The sequence below is a fragment of the Mycolicibacter kumamotonensis genome (assembly GCF_002086285.1).
GTDB lineage: Bacteria > Actinomycetota > Actinomycetes > Mycobacteriales > Mycobacteriaceae > Mycobacterium > Mycobacterium kumamotonense.
This window is the reverse complement of the sequence record NZ_MVHU01000003.1, coordinates 114,066-134,474: the sequence shown is the minus strand read 5'-3', so window position 1 is coordinate 134,474 and position 20,409 is coordinate 114,066. Positions and strand designations below refer to the sequence as shown.

General features: G+C 69.4%; 19 protein-coding genes. 8 read left to right on the top strand and 11 right to left on the bottom strand.

Annotated features, from left to right (window positions below; all coding sequences use genetic code 11):
- Positions 1-70 precede the first annotated feature (70 nt).
- Together BST28_RS03520 and BST28_RS03515 are read right to left on the bottom strand one after the other, a co-directional pair.
- A complete protein-coding gene (locus BST28_RS03520; RefSeq protein ID WP_109560622.1) occupies positions 71-2,137 on the bottom strand; it encodes an SGNH/GDSL hydrolase family protein in 2,067 nt (688 codons plus the stop codon).
- Between the two features lie 146 nt (positions 2,138-2,283).
- On the bottom strand, positions 2,284-3,078 hold the full coding sequence (locus tag BST28_RS03515) for a rhomboid family intramembrane serine protease (RefSeq protein WP_083079958.1): 795 nt from the start codon (positions 3,076-3,078) through the stop codon (positions 2,284-2,286).
- Positions 3,079-3,118: 40 nt separating this feature from the next.
- Here BST28_RS03515 and BST28_RS03510 point away from each other — a divergent pair, with 40 nt between their 5' ends.
- Positions 3,119-3,769, top strand: coding sequence for a class I SAM-dependent methyltransferase (locus BST28_RS03510; RefSeq protein WP_234808184.1), 651 nt, complete (start codon positions 3,119-3,121; stop codon positions 3,767-3,769).
- A gap of 11 nt (positions 3,770-3,780) precedes the next feature.
- Positions 3,781-4,236, top strand: coding sequence for an Rv1352/Rv1906c domain-containing protein (locus BST28_RS03505; RefSeq protein WP_420093420.1), 456 nt, complete (start codon positions 3,781-3,783; stop codon positions 4,234-4,236).
- A 37-nt stretch (positions 4,237-4,273) separates the two neighbouring features.
- On the opposite strand, the gene BST28_RS03500 is transcribed toward BST28_RS03505, so the two are convergent.
- The 4 genes from BST28_RS03500 to BST28_RS03485 all read right to left on the bottom strand — a co-directional run bounded on the left by BST28_RS03500 (position 4,274) and on the right by BST28_RS03485 (position 8,011).
- Positions 4,274-4,627 (bottom strand): DUF732 domain-containing protein, encoded by a 354-nt coding sequence (locus BST28_RS03500; RefSeq protein ID WP_083079954.1) that lies wholly within the window; start codon positions 4,625-4,627, stop codon positions 4,274-4,276.
- A complete protein-coding gene (locus BST28_RS03495) occupies positions 4,624-5,961 on the bottom strand; it encodes a PPE family protein (protein ID WP_083080037.1) in 1,338 nt (445 codons plus the stop codon). Before BST28_RS03495 ends, BST28_RS03500 begins: the two co-directional genes overlap by 4 nt.
- A complete protein-coding gene (locus tag BST28_RS03490; RefSeq protein ID WP_083079952.1) occupies positions 5,961-7,220 on the bottom strand; it encodes a PPE family protein in 1,260 nt (419 codons plus the stop codon). Before BST28_RS03490 ends, BST28_RS03495 begins: the two co-directional genes overlap by 1 nt.
- Before the next feature lie 149 nt (positions 7,221-7,369).
- The gene (locus BST28_RS03485) at positions 7,370-8,011 is read right to left on the bottom strand and encodes a TetR/AcrR family transcriptional regulator (RefSeq protein ID WP_234808182.1); all 642 of its coding nucleotides are present in this window, start codon (positions 8,009-8,011) and stop codon (positions 7,370-7,372) included.
- 124 nt (positions 8,012-8,135) lie between these two features.
- Between BST28_RS03485 and BST28_RS03480 the strand changes: the two genes are divergently transcribed.
- From BST28_RS03480 to BST28_RS03465, 4 genes are all read left to right on the top strand, one after another.
- Positions 8,136-8,582 (top strand): MmpS family transport accessory protein, encoded by a 447-nt coding sequence (locus tag BST28_RS03480; protein WP_234808181.1) that lies wholly within the window; start codon positions 8,136-8,138, stop codon positions 8,580-8,582.
- Positions 8,579-11,515: an MMPL/RND family transporter gene (locus BST28_RS03475; RefSeq protein WP_083079949.1), complete on the top strand. Its 2,937-nt coding sequence runs from the start codon at positions 8,579-8,581 to the stop codon at positions 11,513-11,515. The genes BST28_RS03480 and BST28_RS03475 overlap by 4 nt, the downstream gene beginning before the upstream one ends.
- An 84-nt stretch (positions 11,516-11,599) precedes the next feature.
- Complete coding sequence (locus tag BST28_RS03470; RefSeq protein ID WP_083079947.1) at positions 11,600-13,012, top strand: FAD-dependent oxidoreductase; 1,413 nt, start codon at positions 11,600-11,602, stop codon at positions 13,010-13,012.
- Positions 13,005-13,676 carry a maleylpyruvate isomerase family mycothiol-dependent enzyme gene (locus BST28_RS03465; protein ID WP_083079945.1) on the top strand — a complete coding sequence of 224 codons (672 nt, stop codon included), beginning with the start codon at positions 13,005-13,007 and terminating at the stop codon, positions 13,674-13,676. The genes BST28_RS03470 and BST28_RS03465 overlap by 8 nt, the downstream gene beginning before the upstream one ends.
- A 2-nt stretch (positions 13,677-13,678) precedes the next feature.
- Here BST28_RS03465 and BST28_RS03460 read toward each other — a convergent pair whose 3' ends face one another.
- Genes BST28_RS03460 through BST28_RS03450 form a run of 3 tightly spaced genes read right to left on the bottom strand, consistent with a single transcriptional unit; the run spans position 13,679 to position 16,657 of the window.
- Entirely contained in the window at positions 13,679-14,296 is a 618-nt protein-coding gene (locus BST28_RS03460) for a hypothetical protein (RefSeq protein WP_083079944.1), read from the bottom strand.
- 33 nt (positions 14,297-14,329) lie between these two features.
- Positions 14,330-15,181, bottom strand: coding sequence for an LLM class flavin-dependent oxidoreductase (locus BST28_RS03455; protein ID WP_083079942.1), 852 nt, complete (start codon positions 15,179-15,181; stop codon positions 14,330-14,332).
- Positions 15,182-15,199: 18 nt separating this feature from the next.
- On the bottom strand, positions 15,200-16,657 hold the full coding sequence (locus BST28_RS03450; protein WP_083079941.1) for an aldehyde dehydrogenase family protein: 1,458 nt from the start codon (positions 16,655-16,657) through the stop codon (positions 15,200-15,202).
- 245 nt (positions 16,658-16,902) lie between these two features.
- Between BST28_RS03450 and BST28_RS03445 the strand changes: the two genes are divergently transcribed.
- A complete protein-coding gene (locus BST28_RS03445; protein ID WP_083079939.1) occupies positions 16,903-17,523 on the top strand; it encodes a TetR/AcrR family transcriptional regulator in 621 nt (206 codons plus the stop codon).
- On the opposite strand, the gene BST28_RS03440 is transcribed toward BST28_RS03445, so the two are convergent.
- Complete coding sequence (locus tag BST28_RS03440; RefSeq protein ID WP_083079938.1) at positions 17,492-18,436, bottom strand: oxidoreductase; 945 nt, start codon at positions 18,434-18,436, stop codon at positions 17,492-17,494. The genes BST28_RS03445 and BST28_RS03440 overlap by 32 nt on opposite strands.
- Positions 18,437-18,487: 51 nt before the next feature.
- On the opposite strand from BST28_RS03440, the gene BST28_RS03435 reads away from it, so the two are divergent.
- A complete protein-coding gene (locus BST28_RS03435; protein ID WP_083079936.1) occupies positions 18,488-19,714 on the top strand; it encodes a cytochrome P450 in 1,227 nt (408 codons plus the stop codon).
- A 101-nt stretch (positions 19,715-19,815) separates the two neighbouring features.
- On the opposite strand, the gene BST28_RS03430 is transcribed toward BST28_RS03435, so the two are convergent.
- Entirely contained in the window at positions 19,816-20,319 is a 504-nt protein-coding gene (locus tag BST28_RS03430; RefSeq protein WP_083079935.1) for an SRPBCC family protein, read from the bottom strand.
- Positions 20,320-20,409: the final 90 nt, after the last annotated feature.

Genomic DNA, 20,409 nt, shown 5'->3' with positions numbered 1-20,409 from the left:
TTATTCCGGCATCCGGAAGCCCTGTGACGTTGCCCTCAAGCGGCGGGTCTCGAGCGGGTCGTCACCCGGGTCAGCTGATCGATTCCTCCAGCCACGGCAGCAGCCACTTGACCCCTTCGGGAGTGAGGTGAATGCCGTCGCTGCGCACCCTGATGCCGTCGACCTTCGCGGTATAAGCGCCGTTGGGCCCGAGCTTCTTGTTCAGGTCCATCAGTGTCACGGCGTCGCGCCCGGCGACCACCCGGCGCAACAGGGCGTTCCATCGGTCGACACGCTTGGGATCGTCCTCGGGCCACAGGCTGCCGTCGGGCCGCTCGCCGTAGCGGCTGTAGGGCACGGTCGTCACCACCACCCTGCTGCCGGCGGACTCCAGCACGTCGAGCGCATGCCGCAGCTCCGCGGTCAGATACGCATCGAAAGTCGGGTCACCGATGTGGGTCCACTGGCCCTCGTTGACGCGGTCCACGGTCTCCCAACGGCCGGCGAACAACAGCACCACGTCGGGCTGGTCGGCCTTGACCTGGCGCGCCCACCGGGCCGGCCACCCGTCGCACTCCTTGCCCTGATCGATGGTCTTGCCGGCCCAGCGGTAGGGCCCGGCCCGCACGATGCTGCAGCCGACGACGGTGTGATCGATGAAGTCGTAGCCGGGGGTGGGCGGCAGGTAGTGCATCACGGTCCACCCGATCGAGTCGCCGAACACCGAGACGGTGCGCGGCCGGTTCGGGTCGTGGCGCACCGGTGCCGGACGCTTGCGGCTCGGCGGCGACGGGGAGACCGCCGCGGCTGCGGCCACATCCGGGGTCAGGCCGGTCTCGGCGGTGGGCCGCTCGACGACCGGGACCACGAACACCGTGACAGCCACCGCGGTGGCGCTCACCGCCGCCCCGAGCGGCAGCAATGAAATTTGCGCCGGCCGCCAGTGGCGGATCGGCTCCTCGATGATCCACCACGACACCGCGGCCACCGACAGCGTGGCGGCACAGCGCAGCGCGAACAGCGACCATCCCGACCACCCGGTGCGTTCGCCGTTGAGCACCAGAAAGATCGGCCAGTGCCACAGGTACACGCCGTAGGAGATGGTTCCCAGCCATACCAGCGGAGTCCAGGCCAGTGCCCGCCCCACCAGCCCGCTCTGGTGCAGCGCGACCGGGGCGATCACCGCGATCGCAGCGACGGCGACGATGGTCAGCAGGCCGCCCCGGAACTCCGCCGCGCTGCCGGTGGCGCGGTGCGAAGCCAGCGCCAGCACGACCAGCCCGGCCGGCGGCAGCAGCCGGGCGACCCAGCGGCCCCGGCGGGTGCGGATCACCGACCAGCCGGCGGTCAGTGCGGGCCAATCCCCCACCAACAGTGCCGCCGCCGCGGCGCCGATCAGCAGCGCCTGCGCGCGGGTGTCGGTGCCGAAGTAGACGCGGTCGCGGGTGGCGTCAAACCCCGGGGAGGCCAGTACCTCGGCTACCGTCGCCGATACCGCGGCACCGGCGCTGGCCAGCAGAAAGACGGTCAGGCGCACCCCACCGACGGTGGCCAGGCGACCGCGCCGCCGGGCACGGAACGCCAGCAGCATGACGATCGCGATGAGCAGCAACGGCCAGAGGAAGTAGTACTGCTCCTCGACCCCCAGCGACCAGGTGTGCTGCAGCGGCGACGGGGTCCCCGCCTCGGTGAAGTAGTCGGTGTGTTGGGCGACGAACCGCCAGTTGGCCACCCAGAAGAACGCGGCGATGGCGTCCTCACGCAGGCCCACCGCCGCGTCAGGGGGCAGCAGCTCGTGAGCGATCGCCACGGTCAGCACCATCAGCACCAGGGCGGGCAGCAGCCGACGGCCACGGCGGATCCAGAACGCGGTGAGGTCGATCCGTCCGGTCCGGTGCAACTCGTCGATCAGCAGCGAGGTGATCAGGAATCCGCTCAGCACGAAGAACAGGTCCACCCCGATGAACCCGCCCGACACCCCGGGGATCCCGCCGTGGTCGGCCAGCACCAACGCGACGGCGACGGCGCGCAGGCCGTCCAGGGCGTGAATGCCCGGCCGTCGCCGCTCCCGCCGAATCCGGTCCGCGGCACGTGCAGTGGCCAACCGGGCGGCACGCGGGGCCGGCGCAACCCAGCGGGCTTTGCCCGAGGTGCGCATCGAGGTGGCCCGGCGAGTCCGGCTCCCGGCCGGTCGACTCATCTCATCCTGGTCGCCGTTGGCGCCGATTGGTCGATCCTCTCGCTGGTGGACCACCGAAAGCTTAGGGGGCTACCCACCGTCGGACCGGGAGGACACGCTCGAGGTCAGGAGACCAATTCGGCAGTGCGCCACCAGATCAGCGCAACGAACAGCACCAGCAGCGCGATGCTGGCCACGATCTGGATCCGGTTGCGCTGCGCCGGCGCCGGATACACGTAGGCGCACGCCACCAGCAGCCCGGCGATCAGCCCGCCGACGTGTCCCTGCCAACTGATCCGCGGGATGGTGAAGGTGAAGACCAGGTTGATCCCGATCACCGCGACGACCCAGCCGACATCCATCCGCAGCCGTCGCCCGACGATCAGTGTCGCGCCGAACAAGCCGAAGATGGCACCCGAGGCGCCGGCGGTGGCGGTGTCCAGCGGCGCCAGCAGATAGACGGCGACCGAACCTCCCAACGCGCTGAGCAGGTACAGCGCGCTGAACCGCGCCCGGCCGAGCAGGCCCTCCAGCGACGGGCCCACCACATACAGCGCCCACATGTTCAGCAGCAGATGCATCGGGCCGTAGTGCAGGAACGCCGACGTCAGCAGGCGGTAGATCTGCCCGTCGGCCACCGCCGGCGACCACAGCACCAACTCGGAGTCCAGTTCGCCCGACGAGATCTGCCCGATGAACGCCAGCACATTCAGTGCGATCAGCCCGTAGCTGACCACCGGCGCCCCCGAGGCGCCCCGGACCAGCGGGCGCGTCCGCGGCTGCACGGCGCCCTCCTGCGCACAGTCCACACAGTGCTGCCCGACGGCGGCACCGCGCATGCAGTCGCCGCAGATGTAGCGTCCGCACCGGGTGCAGCGCAGCGCGGTGGCCCGGTCGGGGTGCCGGTAGCAGACGGTCATGGGTACACCCTCTCATCGCCGCGGCGGTAGATTTCACGCCGTGGCCACTCCGATTCCGCGCAGAGGGTTCAACGACGCGATCACCCGGTTCTGGAGCTGGGCCGCTCCCCTCTACGACGCCCGCTATCTGCAGCGGTTGGTCTACCGGCCGGCCCAGGACGAGCTGATCGCCGCGCTGCGCGCCCATCAGCCGGCCCGGGTCGCCGATATCGCCTGCGGCACCGGCATCCTCGCCGACCGCATCGAACGCGAACTGCAGCCCGAAGCCGTCTACGGGGTGGACATGTCCACCGGCATGCTCGACGAGGCCCGGGCGCGCTCGACGCGGGTGCAGTGGCTGACCGGCCCGGCCGAGCAGCTGCCGTTCGACGACGGCGCGCTCGACGCGGTGGTGACCAGCTCGGCTTTTCACTTCTTCGACCAGCCGGCGGCGGTGGCGGAGTTCTATCGGGTGCTGGCTCCGGGCGGGATGGCGGCGGTCACCGCGCTGAGTCCGCGCCATCCCGTTCCGCTGCGCCGGCTGCTGGGCGGCCGCTGGAATCCCGCGCACCAGCCGACGCCGGCCGAGATGCGGACGCTGTTCACCGATGCCGGGTTCACCGTCGCCGACCAGCATCGGGTGGCGCGGCCGGCCTGGACGCTGTTGGTGTCGGACTTGATCACAGTCGGCGTCAAGCCGTCCGGTCGGTAACCTCGCGTGGTATGAGACCGATGAAGCCGGCCGGGACGGTGACCGTCGTGCTGGCGGCCGCGCTGGCCGCGGCGTGGACGGCCGGCGGCCTCGCCGGAGCCGAGCCGACTCCCCCGCCCGCGCCCAAACAGGTGATCGACACCGACGGTACCTTCGCGGTCGGGACCGACATCCTGCCGGGCACCTACCGCTCCGACGGGCCGCGCGAGGGCAACGCCTGCTACTGGCGCCGGATCAGCGGCGGCAAGACCGTCGACAGTGCGATGACCAAGAAGCCGCAGGTGGTGCTGATCGAGCCGACCGACACCGCGTTCCGGACCGACCGCTGTGCGCCATGGCAACTGACCCCATGCCCACCCACCTGCGCACCGGTGCCCCAGCAGTCGGCGGGCCTGCCCGACGTGTTGAAGGGCTTTGTGCCGCAGCCCCGGCCACCGGCCCCGGCGCCCGCTCCCAGCGGCGGCTAGCTGAAAGTGGGCGGGAAAGAGTCCTCGGGTCCGGCCGTCACTTCTTCGTGAGCTGGTGCGGGCAGTAGGTGTTCGCGGCGATGGCGGCGAACTGCGCCGCGGCGTCGGTGGTGAAGCCGGGATTGTTGGCCTTCAGGTCGGCGATCACCTGCAGGCCGGGTTCGCCGCGGTCGACCAGACCGCAGACCGCGTGGGCGGCCGCGATGACCTGGCCGGAGCTGCTGTAGGTGATACCGGCGGCCTGCAGCGACTCCAGGAAGGCCGCGTTGTGAACAGCGCCGCCGGCATCTTCGGCGTCGGGCGCGGCGACCGGCTCCGGATCGGCGTTCCCGGGAGCGGCCCCGGCCAGGCAGAGGCCGACCGCAACGGCCAGCACCGGTAGCGATCTCACGGGATTGCCGTCGTCGCGGCGACGGAGCCGGCGTTCTTGGCGGCCTTCTTCAGGTGAACCGCGTGGAAGCCGGGCTTCTTCGACAGTTCCTCGAGCAGGTCGTCCAGGCCGGCCTCGTCGATCTGCCAGTGCTGGACGGCGTCCTTTTGTTTCTGCAACTGGGCCAGGACCCGGTCCAGCTGAACCGGCGCCTGGCCTTGACCGCTCTTGGCGGACCCGCCACGGATATTGGCGCCGTTGATCAGCTGAGAACCGGGAGCGCCCAGCGCACCTCCGGTCAAGGCACCCAATGCGGCCGGGTTGAGCAGGCCGGTCGCCCCGGCCATCGGCGCCCCGCCGGTGCCGGCCGCCGGCAACGAGGTCGCGGCCAACCGGATGGCGGGGGTGGCGGTCGCCCAGCCCTGCGGCACCGACAGCGCCCCGACCGAGGGCGCGGTGCCCGCGGCGGCCGTCACCGCCCGGATCGTGCCGGCGGAGGCCGCCGACGTGGCGCCGCCGCGCAATCCGGCGCCCAGGGCGTTCAGCCCGTTCCCGCCCAGCCCAGCTATCTCTCTCCCGCCCAGCCCGGCTATCTCTCTCCCGCCCAGCCCAGCCCCGAGCGCGGACTTGGGGACCTCCGGCAACAACGCCTGCGGCTTGTAGAACGTCTTGAACTGGACCATGCCGAAGTTGGGCCCGCTCAGCACGAAGTTGCCGAGGCCACCGAATTTCATGAGCCCCCCGAGGGCGCCGAACAGGCCCTCGTAGATCCCCGCGATCTCGGTCGCGTCCCCGGCCGCGGCCAGGCCCGGCTCGGTTCCGCCGGCCGGGTTGGTCGCCTGCGGCGGTGCGGCGAACGGTGTCAGCCGGGCGGCGGCCCCAGCCGCGGCCTGGTAGGCGAACATCGCGCCGGCGTCCTGCGCCCACATCTGGGCGTACTGGGCGTCGGCGGCCGCGATCGCCGCGGTGTTCTGTCCGAAGGTGTTCGTCGCCAGCAGCGCCGCCCGGATGCTGCGGTTGGCGGCGATCACCGGCGGCGGCACCACGGCGGCCAGCGCCACCTCGAACGCGTTCGCCGCGGCCCCGGCCTGCGCCGCCGCCTGGGTGGCCTGTGCGGCAGCGGTCGACATCCAGTCCACGAAGGGTGTCGCCGCGGCGATCATGGCCGTCGCCGAGCCGCCCACCCACGACTCGGCGGTCAGGGTGGTCAGCACCGAGCGGTAGGAGGTCATCGCCGAGTGCAGATCGGCGGCCAGTCCCTCCCACGCGGTGGCCGCGGCCAGCAGCGATTCGGCGCCCGGTCCGGCATACATCTGGCCTGAGGTGACCTCGGGAGGGATCAGGGCGAAATCGATCACGGCGTTCCCCCGTCCTCGGGCACCGGGATGACAAGGATGGTGGCGGTGGTCAGCGCCTCGGTGTCGGGCGCCTTGTCGATCACCCGGGTGGCGCCGCCCACGACGGACTGCACCGCGGTGCCCCCGACCGCACGGCCGGCCAGGCTCGACAGCGCCATCTCGTTGAACATCGCGCTCGAGGAGCCCTCGACGGCGAACGCCGAGGCGCTGGAATTGACCGAGCTACCCGACAGCACGGCCGGCAGTGTTTTGCCGGCCGGCGCCGAGGTGGACCAGCTCGCCGGGACCGACAGCGACCCGACCAAGCTCGCCTGCCCGGTGCTCGCCGCGACGGTGGTGGCACCCGCCGAGAGCGGCGCCTGGTAGGAGATGTATCCGCCCGAGAGCGGACCCAGGGCACCGGTGATCGGGGCCGGACCGCTGAGCAGGCTGACCACGCCGGGCGGGTTCTGGGCCAAGCCCACGAGCTGCCCGGCGATCAGCCACCCGCTGCCGAGGTTGGCGAGATGGCCGAGCGGCGAGTACGGCCCTGCCAGGTCGCCCAGGAACTTGGCGAAATCCTTGAGTCCGGCCCCGATATCGGGCGCCGTCGGCTGCGCCGGGGAGGAGGTGAAGTCGCTCAGAGCCCTCGGCACCGCCGACAGTAGCTGCGAGACCTTCGACGGCGCGGCCGAGGCCGTCCTGACGCCGGTGGCCTCGGCGGCGGTGACCAGCTGGGTCGTATCAGCGGTCAGATCGGTGGCTTCCGGAGCCGGGTCGAATACGCCGAGCCGGGTGGCCGCGGCCGCCGAGCCCGCGTAGCCGTACATCGCGGCGGCGTCCTGCGCCCACATCTCGGCGTAGAGGGCCTCGGTGGCCGCGATCGCCGGGGCGTTCTGGCCCAGCAGGTTGGTGGCGACCAGGGTCATCAGCAGACTGCGGTTGGCCGCGATCACCGGCGGCGGAACATGTGCGGCGAACGCCGCCTCGTAGGCCGCGGCCGCCGAGGAGACCTGCACGGCGGCGTGTTCGACGCGCGTAACGGTAACCCCGATCCACTCCGCGTAGGGGGTGGCCGCCGCGGCCATCGCCAGGGCGGACGGCCCATGCCAGGCACCGCCCAGGTCGGCGATCACCGATCGGTAGGCCGCGGCCGCGGTGTGCAATTCTCCGGCGAGGGCCTGCCACGCGGCGGCGGCGGCCAGCAGCGGCCCGGGTCCGGCCCCGGAATACATTAGACCGGAGTGGACCTCCGGCGGCGTCGCTCCAAAATCCATCTCACCCGGCCTCTGTACGTGGACTTTATGACCACCAAAGTGGCTAGGGGATGAATGTAGGGTGACATGCTGGAAGGTGGCCGGGAGTAACCTGTGAGCGAAATGGCCTCGAATGTGGGGCCGATCACATCCGCCCTGCAGGGGCAGGCTCAGCCGCGGGCCGGGTCGCTCAGTAGCAGGGTCGCGGCATCGACCAGGGTTCGGATCACCTCGTCGGTGCTGAAGTCGCTGAGCCACAGGTTCGGGGCATCGCTGCGGTGCAACATGGCGACGCCGTGCAACGACACCGATAACGCCGCGGCGATCCGTTCGGAGTCCGGGTCCGCCCCCGCGTCCGGCGGTTCAGCGTGGCTCGATCCCGGGGCCTGCGCCCGGCAGGCCAGCAATCCCCGGGTGACCACGGCGAGCGCCTGACGCGCGGCCGGCGGCGCGTGGCCGTCCTGGGTCATCAGTGCGTAGCGCAGCGGGTGGCGTTGCGCGAACGAGACGTACACCCGGCAGCCGATCAACAGGCGCTCCCGGGGATCGGTGGCCGCCTGAACATGTTCGGCGATCTCCTCGGAGACCTGCACCCAGCTCGACTCGGCGACCGCCTCGAGCACCCGGTCCCGGTCCGCGAAGTGCGCATACACCGACGGCGCGGCGATTCCGGCCTCCCGGGCGATGCGCCGCAGCGAGACCTCGCCCTCACTGTCCGCGCCGTCGATCACCCGGGTGGCCGCCGACAGGATCTCCTCGCGCAGCAATGCGCCGTGACCTCGCAGATTGCGCCGGCGAGTGGAACTGGGCACGTCCTCATCCTAACGACCGTTAGCCGATACGGCGGCTGCGTGCTGGGCAACACCGCCGGCACCGGTGTGAGCCGCCACAATCTAACTTTACAGGTGTTTCCTTATGGTCGTAAGGTTAGCGGCCATGAGCGCAATGCGAAAGCTCCGGGCGTCCCTGGAGCGGCTGTGGATCGTGCTGGTGATCGTCCCCGTCGCGGCGGTGGGCGCACTGGTGATCTACCGGTTTCACGGGGTCTTCGGCGCCGACCAGGCGGCGGCCGCCGGCGGTGCGGGCGGTGAGATCGTGTCCACCGTCCCGAAGTACGTCACCTACGAGGTCTACGGCCCCCGCGCCACCACGGGGATGGTCAGCTACGTCGACGAACGCGCCCAGCCCCGAGAGGCGACGTTCCAGTCCCTGCCGTGGTCGCTGACCTTGACCACGACGCAGCCCAGCGTGTTCGCCAATGTCATGGCGCAAGGCGACGGCGACGAGCTGGGCTGCCGGATCACCGTCAACGGCGAACTGCGCGACGAGCAGCAGACCGACGGCCACAGCGCGGCGACGTTCTGCGTGGTGAAGGCCGCATGAGCGGCCAGCACAGCACGCCGCCGCCCGGGGCCACGCCGCCGCTGTATCCGCGGCTGATCCGTGCCCTGGCCATCCCGATCATCCTGTTCTGGCTCGCCGCGGCGGCCGCGACCAATCTGCTGGTGCCGCAGCTGGAGATCGTCGGCGCGAAAAACGCCGTCTCGCTCTCGCCGCAGGATGCGCCGTCGGTGATCGCGATGAAGCACATCGGGGAGAAGTTCGGCGAGTTCGGTTCCGATTCGGTGCTGATGATCGTGCTGGAAAGCGACACCGAACTGGGCCAAGACGCCCACCACTACTACGAGCGGCTGGTGGCGGACCTGCAGGCCGACACCGCCCACGTCGAGCACGTGCAGGACTTCTGGGGCGACCGGGTCACCTCGGCGGGCTCACAGAGCGAGGACGGCCGGGCCGCCTACGTCCAGGTTCACCTGGCGGGCAATCAAGGCTCGGCGCGGGGCGTCGAGTCCGTCGACGCGGTCCGTGACATCGTGGAGCACTCCGATCCCCCGGCCGGCCTGCGCTCCTATGTGACCGGCCAGGCCGCCCTGGTAGCCGACACCAACGAGGCCGGCGACGCGTCCATGATCAAGATGACCGGGATAACCCTGGCCGTCATCACGGTGATGTTGCTGGTGGTGTACCGCTCGATCGCCACCACCGTGATCGGGCTGCTCGTCGTCGTCACCGAGATGAGCGTGGCCCGCGGGCTGATCGCGGTACTGAGCCACTTCGGTGTCTTCGCGATCTCTACCTTCGTGGTCAGCATCCTGACCGCGCTGGCGATCGCGGCCGGAACCGACTACTGGATCTTTCTGATCGGGCGCTACCACGAGGCCCGCGGCGCGGGCGAAGACCCCGAAACCGCCCAGCGCACAACACTGTCCAGCGTCAGCCACGTCATCCTGGGTTCCGGGCTGACCATCGCCGGCGCAATGTTGTGCCTGCATTTCACCCGGCTGAACTACTTCAACACCCTGGCGGTGCCGTGCGCGCTGGGCATGTTCACCATCCTGGCGATGGGACTGACCTTCGCGCCGGCGGTGCTCGCGGTCAGCAGCCGGTTCGGGCTGCTCGATCCCAAGCGGGTCACCAAGACCGGCGGCTGGCGCAAGGTCGGGACGGCCGTGGTGCGCTGGCCGTTGCCGATCCTGGCCGCCGCCACCGCCGTCGCGGCGGTGGGCGTCTTGGTCCTGCCCGGCTACCGGACCAGCTATGACAACCGGCATTACATTCCGCCCGACGTGCCGTCCAACATCGGCTATGCCGCCGCGGAGAAGCACTTCAGCACGGCGCGGATGAACCCGGACATGCTGATGGTCGAGTCCGATCACGACATGCGCAACCCACGCGACATGCTGGTGCTGGATCGCATCGCCCGCAACATCTTCCGGGTGCCCGGCATCGAACGGGTGCAAAGCATCACCCGGCCGTTGGGGCCGCCGATGGAACACGGCTCGGTGCCGTTCCAGATCAGCGCCCAGGGCGTCACGGTGGCCGAGAACCTGCAGTTCCTCAAGGCCCGCCTCGACGACACCGCCACCATGGCCGATCAACTGTCCTCGATGGTCGAGGTGATGGATCGGCTGCACGGCCTGACGGTGCAACTGTCCGACGCCACCCACGGGACCGACCAGGCCACCCATGACATGGAGGGCACCATGGCCGAGGTGCGCGACCGGATAGCCGACTTCGACGACGAGGTCCGCCCGCTGCGCAACTATTTCTATTGGGAACCACACTGTTTCAACATCGGCGTGTGCAATGCGTTCCGGTCGATGTTCGACGCCGCCGACGGCTTCGACAAGCTGGCCGAGAACACCACGGTCCTTGCTGATCAGCTGGACCGGGTCGACGGCATCACGCCGGAGATCGCCGCCCAGATCCCGCCGATGATCGCCATCACCACCAACATGCGCGATCTGATGCTGACGATGCACAGCAGCTTCAGCCAGGTGGTCACCCAGCTCGAGCAGATGACCGACACCGCCGCCGTGATGGGCCAGGTGTTCGACGACGCGAAGAACGACGACATGTTCTATCTGCCGCCGGAAGCGTTCGACAGCCCGGACTTTCAGCGCGGGATGGCGCTGATGATGTCACCGGACGGCCAGGCCGCCCGCATCTTGATCACCCACGCCACCGACCCGGCCACCGTTGAGGGCATCTCGCACGTCGGCGCCGAACTGCAGGCCGCCAAGGAGGCCGTCAAGGGCACCCCGCTGGCCAAGGCGAAGTTCTACCTCGGCGGCACCGCCGCCACCTACGCCGACATCCAGACCGGCGCCCACTACGACCTGCTGATCGCGGCGATCGCCGCCATCGTGCTGATCTTCGTGGTGATGCTGCTGATCACCCGGTCATTGGTCGCCTCGATCGTGATCGTGGGAACCGTGGTGCTGTCGTTGGCCTCCTCCTTCGGTCTGTCGGTGCTGTTGTGGCAGTACGTGTTCGGCATCGAGCTGCAGTGGCTGGTGATCGCGATGAGCGTGATCGTGCTGCTGGCGGTGGGTTCGGACTACAACCTGCTGGTGGTCTCCCGGATGAAGGAGGAGATCGGCGCCGGCGCCAACCCGGGCCTGAAGACCGGGCTGATCCGCGCGATGGGCGCCACCGGCAAGGTCGTGACGGCGGCCGGCATGGTGTTCGCGTTCACCATGATCGCCATGATCGCCAGCGACCTGCGTTCGGTCGGCCAGATCGGCACCACCATCGGGCTGGGCCTGCTGTTCGACACCTTCATCGTCCGCAGCCTGATCACCCCGTCGGTCGCGGCGCTGCTCGGCCGGTGGTTCTGGTGGCCGATCAACGTGCACCGGCGGACGGCTCCGCCACCGGCCGAGCGTGCGGGGGACTCCCCGCCCGCGGCGGTGACGGCCGCGGCGGCGCCGGCCGCGGCGGCGCCGGCAGCAGCGCCGGCCCCGGCGGGCTAAAAATCTTACTGTTACGCCAAGATACTCTTATTTTTCTTAATTTGTCTGTATCGTGGGTCCCTCGCGTCGGGAGAGGGGCTTACGTTGGGCGAATCGAGAACGGCTGCGGTGGTGCTGGGTGCCGGGATGGCCGGGCTACTGGCGGCTCGGGTGGCATCGGAGTTCTACGAGTCCGTCACGGTGGTGGATCGCGATCGGCTGCCGGATCAACCGGTCCACCGACGGGGGGTACCGCAGGGCCGGCACCTGCACAGCTTCCTGTCCCGCGGTACCGGCATCCTCGGTGAGTTGTTTCCCGGGATCCTCGACGACCTCGCCGCCGCCGGCGCGGTGGTCATCGACAACGCCGATCTGTCCGGGCGGTACGCCCGGATCGGCCGTCACGAGCTGAATCGGACCGGGCGGCTTGCCGATCCCCGGGCCCTGGCGGTCTACAGCGCCAGCCGGCCGTTCGTCGAGTTTCACCTGCGCCGGCGTGTCGACAAACTCGGCAACGTCGCGTTTCTCGACGGCCACGAGGCGGTCGCGCCGGTGGTCGCATGCGGGATCGTCAGCGGCGTGCGAATCACCAACCGGCGCAACAGGCTGACCCAGAATCTGCACGCCGATCTGCTCATCGACGCGACGGGACGAGCGGCCCGGACCACCGAATTCATTGCCGGCCACGGCTTCGGCTGCGTGCCCGAACAACGTCTCGATGCCAAATGGGGCTACTCCAGCCAGCTGTTGCGCATCCCGCCGGGACGAATCGCCGACCGGTTCGTCTTCATCGACCAGGGCCGGGCCGAGCCGGGCCTGCTGATGGTCGCCTACGAGCAGGACACCTGGATGCTGTCCGTCGCCCGCCACGGCGACTATGGCTCTCCCCCAGCTGATTTCACCGCCATGCTGGCCGCGGCCAAGCAAATTCTGCCGCCGGCCGTCATGGCCGCCTTGCGCGAGGCCACACCGGTGGGCGACATCGCGGTCTCCCGCGACACCGGGGCACTGTGGCACCGCTACGACCGAATGCCCCGCTTTCCCGCCGGACTGGTAGTGATCGGCGACGGACTCTGCCGGCTCAATCCGCTCCACGGCCAAGGCATGACGATGGCCGCGCTTGAGGCGCTCGCCCTGCGCGACTGCCTGCGGCAGCACGGACCGGACCTGCCGCACCGGTTCTTTCGAGCCGCAGCCGATCAGGTCGCACCGATCTGGGTGATGAACGCCGCCCACGATTCGCCTTCCGATCGCCGGCACCCGGTTCGCCACCGACTGAACCGGTGGTTCGCCGACGCGGCGGCAACCGCCGCCAGCCGCGACATCGCCGTCACCGAACGCTTCCTTCGGGTGCGCAACCTCCTCGACCCGCCGTCGCGGCTCCGTGATCCGGTCCTGCTGTGGCGGATCCTGCGCGCCAATCTGCCCGCCGCGCGAAAAACCGCCCGCCGTGCCCGCGCCCGAACGCAGCTGGCCGCACTGGCTCCGGTCCCCACTGCAGGAGGTTCGCATGCTTGACGCGATCTACCGCGCCGCTCGCGGCCGGATCAAGGCGTTGGCCGCCGAACTCGGCGACCACCAGCTGCGCACCCCGGTCCCCGCGACACCCGGCTGGACGGTGCACGACGTGCTGGCGCACCTGGCCGGTGGTGCCGCCGACGTCTCGGCCGGCCGGCTCGACGGCGCGCCGTCGGACTCCTGGACCTCCCGGCACGTCGCCGAACGTCGCGACCGCCCCGTCGATGCGTTGCTCGCCGAGTGGGAACACGCGGCCCCGGCGGTCGAATCGACTCTGCCGGAGCAGCCTGCCGGCCCGAATCTGGCCGCGGACGCGATCTGCCACGAAGCAGACCTGCACGAGGCGCTGGGCCTGCCGCGCACCGGACGCGAACACTGGCAGCCGTTCCTGGATGTGATGGGCTATTTTCCCGGCCGGCGGTTGGGTGACGCCGCGACGCTGGTGATCACCGACGAGCTGGGCCGCCAATGGCGTTGCGGTTCAGGAGAATCCGTGTGGCACTTGCGTGCCGATGGCTACGAACTGCTACGGGGCCTGTTCAGCAGGCGTTCGCGCCGCCAGATCGCCGGGTGGGACTGGTCACCGCAACCACCCAGCCGACTGGTCGACGGTTTCGGCGCCTTCGGCCACCGCGACGACGACCAACCGGTCCCGAGCGCTTGAGCTCACCGGGCACAGGAGGCCAGCCGCGGCGGGGAGAACGTCACCGAGCCGACCCCGCCGGCCAGCATTTCATTCTCGGCGAGTTTTATGGCCGTGCGGTAGGTGCAGGTCTGGATCTCGCTCACGCCGTTGAGATAGACCACGTTGTAGGTGTAGTCGAACGACCGGACCAACTGGCCCGCCGTCCACGGCACATCCAGGACGAAACCGAGCGACGAATCCGACCGCACCCAGATCGGCCGCGGATCGCGCTCACCGATCGACGGGGCCAGCGAGAACGGGGTGCCGTCACGCTTCCTGCCGGCGATGTTGAGGCTGTCGATGCGGTAACCGGTGGCCGCTGCCGGCACCGGCGGGCCGGGCGTGATCCTGGTGTTGAACAGGATGGAGTAGTTGGTGCCCCCCGCAACGGCGGTGGTGGAGAAGCTGGTCCAGCTGAACTCCTCGGGCAACTGCACGGCACAGTCGTCGACCAGCCCGGCGGGGTCGGCGCAGGAGTCGGCGCCGGGTTCGGCCGGCGCAGCCGGGACCGCCAGGGCAGCGCCGATCAACGGCACCGAGCAGGCGGCACCGCGCAAGAAGGTGCGCCGGGAGAGGGATTCGGTCGGCACGTCCGGCACGGGCGGTTCTCCTTCGGCACGCGAGCGCAGTCTTCACTGCGCAAAGGCAGAAATTACCTGCTTTCCGAATTCTGCGATCGTCTCCGGCGCAGCGAAATCGGAGAACCATACGTAGAACCGCTGTGCGCCCCGGCCGCGCAGGCCGGCGAAGTAGTCGACCAGTTCGTCGGCGCGGCCACAGACCAGCCCGGGGCCGAGCTGGCCGAACCGGCGTTGCGCCTTGGAGATCACCGCAGCGCCTTCAGCGTCGCCGGCGCCGCCGGGGACGAAGCCGACCATCTGTTGCACCGACACCCGCGCGGAGCCGATCTTGGCCGACAGCTCCGGAAGCATGTCGACGTTGGGGGCCGGTAGATTCCACCAATCGGCGTGGCGGGCAACGAGTTCCAGCATCCGGGGCCCGCGGCCGGCCAGCAGCAGCGGGATCGGGCTGCTCGGCGTGGGCAGCTGGGTGTCCGCACCGCCGGCCCAGTAGCGCTTGATCGCGGTCACCGTCTGTTCCAGGGCGCTGACCCGCTGGCCGGCGGTCGGCGCACCGAGGCCGAAGCGGGCCAGCTCGTCGGGCATGGACCCCGACCCCAGGCCCAGCTCGAAACGCCCTCCGGAGGCCTCGGCCAATGTCACCGCCTGTTTGGCCAGCACGGCCGGATGCCGAAAGGCGTCGCAGAGCACCAGGTGTCCGATCCGCAGCCGTTCGGTGTGCGCGGCGACCCAGGTGGCGATCGTCATCGCCTCCCAGATCGGGGCGTCCGGCGCCATCGGGGTTTCCAGGTGATCGATGAACGCCACCCCGGCGAAACCACTGGCCTCGGCGGTGCGTGCCCGCAGCACGACGTCGTCGATGCCCAGCCTGCTCTGGGGCAGGAACAGGAACCACTCGGTCATCGCCGCCCCCTGTCAGCGCTACAGCGCCGCCCAGATCGACTTGGTCTTCAGGTAGGCATCGATGCCCTCGTAGCCGAACTCCTTGCCCAGGCCGGATTGCTTGTAACCGCCGAAGGGCACGTTGTGGTCGAAGGTCAGCTGGCAGTTCAGCCCCACCATGCCGGCCTGCAGCCGCTTGCCCAGGTTGTGTGCGCGGGCCAGATTGGTGGTCCAGGCGGTGGCCGCCAGGCCGTAGCTGGTGTCGTTGGCCATCGCGACAGCCTCGTCGTCGTCGTCGAACGGCAGGATCGTCACGACCGGGCCGAAGATCTCCTCCCGGTACAACCGGGAAGTGGCCGGGTCGACGCCGGTGACCACGGTGGGCTTGATGAAGTAACCCTTGCGGTCGAGTCGGTAACCGCCGCTGACGATCTCGACGCCGTCCTTGCGGCCCTGGTCGATGTAGCCCATGACGCGGTCGAGCTGCTTCTGGCTGACCAGCGGGCTGATCATGGCGCCCTCGTCCTTGGGGCCGCCCAGCACCAGGTTGTCTCCGATCATCGCGATGCCGGCCACCACGCGCTCATAGACGCTGCGCTGCACAAAGACTCGCGAACCGCACACACAGCCCTGCCCCGAGTGCACGAAGATGCCCATCGAGGCCATCATGATCGCCATGTCCAGATCTGCGTCGTCGTAGATCAGCACCGGCGACTTGCCCCCGAGCTCGAGGGTGACCTTCTTCAGGTTGTCCGCGGAGTTACGCATGATCTGCTTGCCGACCTCCGTCGAACCGGTGAAGGCGACCTTCTCGACATCGGGGTGGGCGGTGATCGCGGCGCCGGCGGTGGCGCCGTAGCCGATCACGAAGTTGGTGACACCGTCGGGAACCCCGGCCTGGGCGATCAGCTTCTCCAGCAGCACCGCGGACAGCGGGGTCTCCTCGGCCGGCTTGACCACGCTGGAGCAGCCGGCGGCCAGGGCCGGGGCGACCTTGGCGCAGGCGTTGAACAGCGGGCCGTTCCACGGGTAGATCAGGCCGACGACGCCGTAGGGCTCCTTGTGGGTGTAGGCGTGGAAATTGGCGTGGGTGCTGTTGACCCCGCCCTCCATCTGGACCTGGTAGCTGTTGCCGTTGATCTTGGTGCACCAGCCCGCGTAGTAGCGGAAGAACTCCGCGCAGGTGGACACGATCATCTCGGCCTGCGCCGGCGGCATGCCGGCGTCCAGCGATTCCAGCTCGGCGAACTCCTTGGCGTGCTCGTCGATCAGATCGCCGAGTTTCCACAGCACCTTGGCGCGCTGGCGGGCCGGGATGTCGGTCCACGCCCCGGACTGGTAGGCCGCCTTGGCGCGGGCCACCGCCTCGTCGACGGCTTCCGGACCGGCGTCGCGGAACTCGGTGATCTGTTCCTCGGTGGCCGGGTCGATCACCGGGATCACCTCGCCGGTGCCGGGGCGCTTCGCCAGATCATCGATTACCGACTGCAGTGCCATGGGTGGACCCTTCTTACGACAGCGGAGGTGTGCTGTGCATCTGCTTAGCACCCGGCGTGCGGTCGGGTCAACAGTGAGACATTCTATTTACAGTTTGTAACGCTGTGGTATGTGCTGGCGCTGGTCAGAACGACGCGCGGGTAAGGACACCGAAACGGGGTGCCTTCACCGTGCGGCTACCGGCTGATCGCGGTGGGTACCGTTCCCGCTATGAAGCGGCGCCGACCCCTGGCACGGAGGTTCTGATGCGCACTCGCGGTTGGGGCGGCAACGTGCCCGCCAGCGACGAGGAGGCGGTCGCGCGGATCCTGGCGGCGACCCGGCGCACCATCGACCGGCGCGGCGAGCAGACCAGCATCGCCGACGTGGCCCGCACCCTCGGCGTGACCCGACAGACGGTCTACCGCTATTTCCCCAGCACCGAGGAGTTGCTGTCGGCCACCGCGATCGACGGGGTCGGTGACTTCCTGGATCAGCTCGCCGCGGCCTTGGCCGGCATGACCGACCCCGGCGACGCGGTCGCGGAGGGGGTGGCGCTGACCCTGGAACGACTTCCCGACGATCCCTACGTCGGGCTGCTGCTGCGCGCCCAACAGCCCAGTGCCTTTGCCGTCACCGTTACCACCGACACCGGCCGCGCCTTCGGGCACTCCCTGCTCGAGAGACTCGATGTCGACTGGAGCGGATACGACGACCAGGCCATCGACGACATCATCGAGATGGTGCTGCGCACCCTGCAGTCGTTCATCCTGGCCCCGCCGCCCGCGCCGGGGGAGGAGTTGCGGCGCCTGCTGCGCCGGTGGATCGCACCGGCGGTGACGGCCGCGCGTGGCGCTACGAAGGTTCGCGGGTCAGCGGGTAGGTGACGCCGGTGAGTTCTTCGGCGATCGTCCAGAGCCGTTGTTGTGCTTCGGCGTCGTGGGCTCGCCGTGGCGCCCGGACCAGCACCGGCGGGCCGATCTGCTCGAAACGCCCACCGGGGCCGTAGAACTGGCCTCCGGTGGCCGCCGGGTCGGTAGCCGCCCGCAGCATCGCCAACGCCCCGTCGGCGGGCCCCTGGGTGAACCAGCCCGTCAGGTAGCGAAACCGGCGGTTGAACACCCAACGGACCGCGCGGGACTGCTCGCGCAGGATCCCCGTGCGGCTTCCGCCTGGGTGTGCGGCGAGCGAGATCGCCTCACTGCCCAGCGAATCCAGCCGCCGCTGCAGTTCGTAGGTGGCCATCAGCTGGGCGAGCTTGGACTGTGTGTAGGCCACCGTCGGGGTGAACGACTTGGTCAATTGCAAGTCGTCGAACGCGATCCGCCCGCCCCGGCTGGTTTTACTGTTCACCGCGACGATCCGTCCCGAACGGGAAGCGAGAACGCGGTCGAGCAGCAGTCCGGTCAGTGCGAACGGCCCGAGGAAGTTCGTGCCGAGGTCGCCCTCGAAGCCGTCGACGGTCAGCTGCCGCGTCTGGTGCATGACGCCGGCGTTGTTGACCAGGACATCGATGACGGAATAGCCGGCCCGCAACTCCTCCGCGCAGGCCCGCACCGACGCCAGGTCACTGACGTCGAGGTGCACCACATCGACTCGGGCGTCCGGCGCGGTCCGGAGAATGTCGTGACGAGCCGCGTCCGCCGCGTCGCGGTTGCGGCAGGCCAGCACCACGGTGGCTCCCAGGCCGGCCAGTCCTCGGGCCACTTCGAGACCGACACCGGTGTTCGCCCCGGTCACGACGGCTGTGCGGCCGTGCTGCGGCGAACCCTTCGCCAAGGTCCATGCGGTGGCACTCACACGCCGAACAATAGACGGGACAGTGTGATCTATGGGTAGGGTCCTGATCTGATGCACGACGACATCGACCTCACCGATCTGGACCGGTTCACGTCCGGATTCCCGCACCACGTGTTCGACGTGCTGCGCCGCGAATCGCCGGTCTGGTTCCATCCGGCCACGGCTCATTCCCCGGGCGGAGAGGGATTCTGGGTGCTCAGCCGCTACGCCGACATCGTGGCCGCCGCCACCGACGCCGAGACCTTCTCCTCGGAGAGCGGAGGCGGGCGCGACGGCGGCGGCACCACGCTGGAGGACATGCCGCTGGGTTTCGCCGTCGGTGCGCTGTTGAACATGATGGACGATCCGCGGCATGCGAAATTCCGAAAGCTGCTGATGCCCAGCATGACTCCGCGGGCACTGCGCGGGATCGAGCAGGATCTGCGCCGGCGTGCCGTGACGATCGTGGACGCCGCGTTGGCCAAGCGGGACTGCGATTTCCTGGTCGATGTCGCCGCGGAGTTGCCGTTGCAGGCGGTGGCGGAGCTGGTGGGCGTTCCCCAGGAAGATCGCCATGAGCTGATGAACTGGGCCAACGTCACGCTGGACTACGAGGATCGGGAGGTCGGCGAGGTCAACGACCGGCTGGTGCAGGCCCAGGCCCGGATGTTCGTCTACGGCGCGGATCTGTTGGAGCGCAAACGCGCCCAGCCCGCCGACGACCTGCTGTCGGTGGTGACGCACGCGTTGATCGATGGCGAGCCGCTCACCGACAACGAACAGCGGATGTTCTTGAGCCTGATCATGGCCGCGGGCAGTGAGACGACCCGCAATTCGATCGCGATCGGGATGGCCGCGCTCAGCGAACATCCCGAGGCGTGGGAGCGGTTGCGCCAGGACCCGGCGCTGCTGCCGGTCGCGGTCGAAGAGCTGCTGCGCTGGGCGTCGTCGACGCCGTACAACCGGCGGACCGCCACCCGCGATGTGCAACTGCACGGCCGGCTGATCCGCGCCGGTGACAAGGTGAGCCTGTGGTGGGCCTCGGCCAACCGCGACGAATCGGTGTTCACCGATCCCCATACTTTCGATATCACCCGCAACCCCAACCCGCATTTGACGTTCGGCCGCGGCGTGCACTTCTGTCTCGGTTCGACGCTGGCCCGCCTCGAGATGAGGGTCATCTTCGACGTGTTGCTGGACCGGGTGCGCACGGTCTCGTTGACCGGGCCGATCGAGTATGTCCGCAGCAACAAGCACGCCGGCGTCCGGCACATGCCGGTGACCATGACCCCGCGCTAGGGTTCCAGCCGCCGCGCTAGGGTTCCACCTGCCCAGCGTGCGTGTCTGTACGCGACACACCGACGTCAGGCGTACAACTACGCACGCTCGCGTCGGCGGTGTTATCCGCGCGGCGCCGTCGCGAACCGCCTGTCCGTGTAGCGGCGCAGGTTGGCCAGGAAGCGACGAAACGCCAGATTCATCAGCGGCGCGCTCAGTGGCGAAAAGAGCCTGGCCGCTCCGGTCAGCCGATTGGCCAGGGTCCAGGTGAGCCGGCAGCCCGCCGCCGTCGCGTCGATACGGTATTCCTCGACGAACACCGCCAGCGCCGACGTCGAGCTCTCGTTGAACCGAAACGCCATGTGCCGACCCGGTTCCCAGGCCAGGAACTCCTCGCTGCCGACTATGCCGCCGCGCATGTCGACGACCCGGGTGGTGCCGACACCGTGCGGCTCCGGGCTGGTCCAGGTCACGTTGGTGATGACCGACGCCCAGTGCGGCCAGGCCTCGGCGTCGGCCAAGACCTCCCAGACCTGGTCGGGCGTCACGGCCAGATCGACGCTGTTAGTGAACCGTTGTGGTGCCCGCTCGAGGAAATCGAGGCCGACCTGCTCACACGGATACATCCGGGACACTGCTGATTCCTTTCCGGTCCGACGCGCTCCGCACGCCGCCGTATCGCGAAGGGCGAACCTGGTCAATCCCTGCGCCGGACG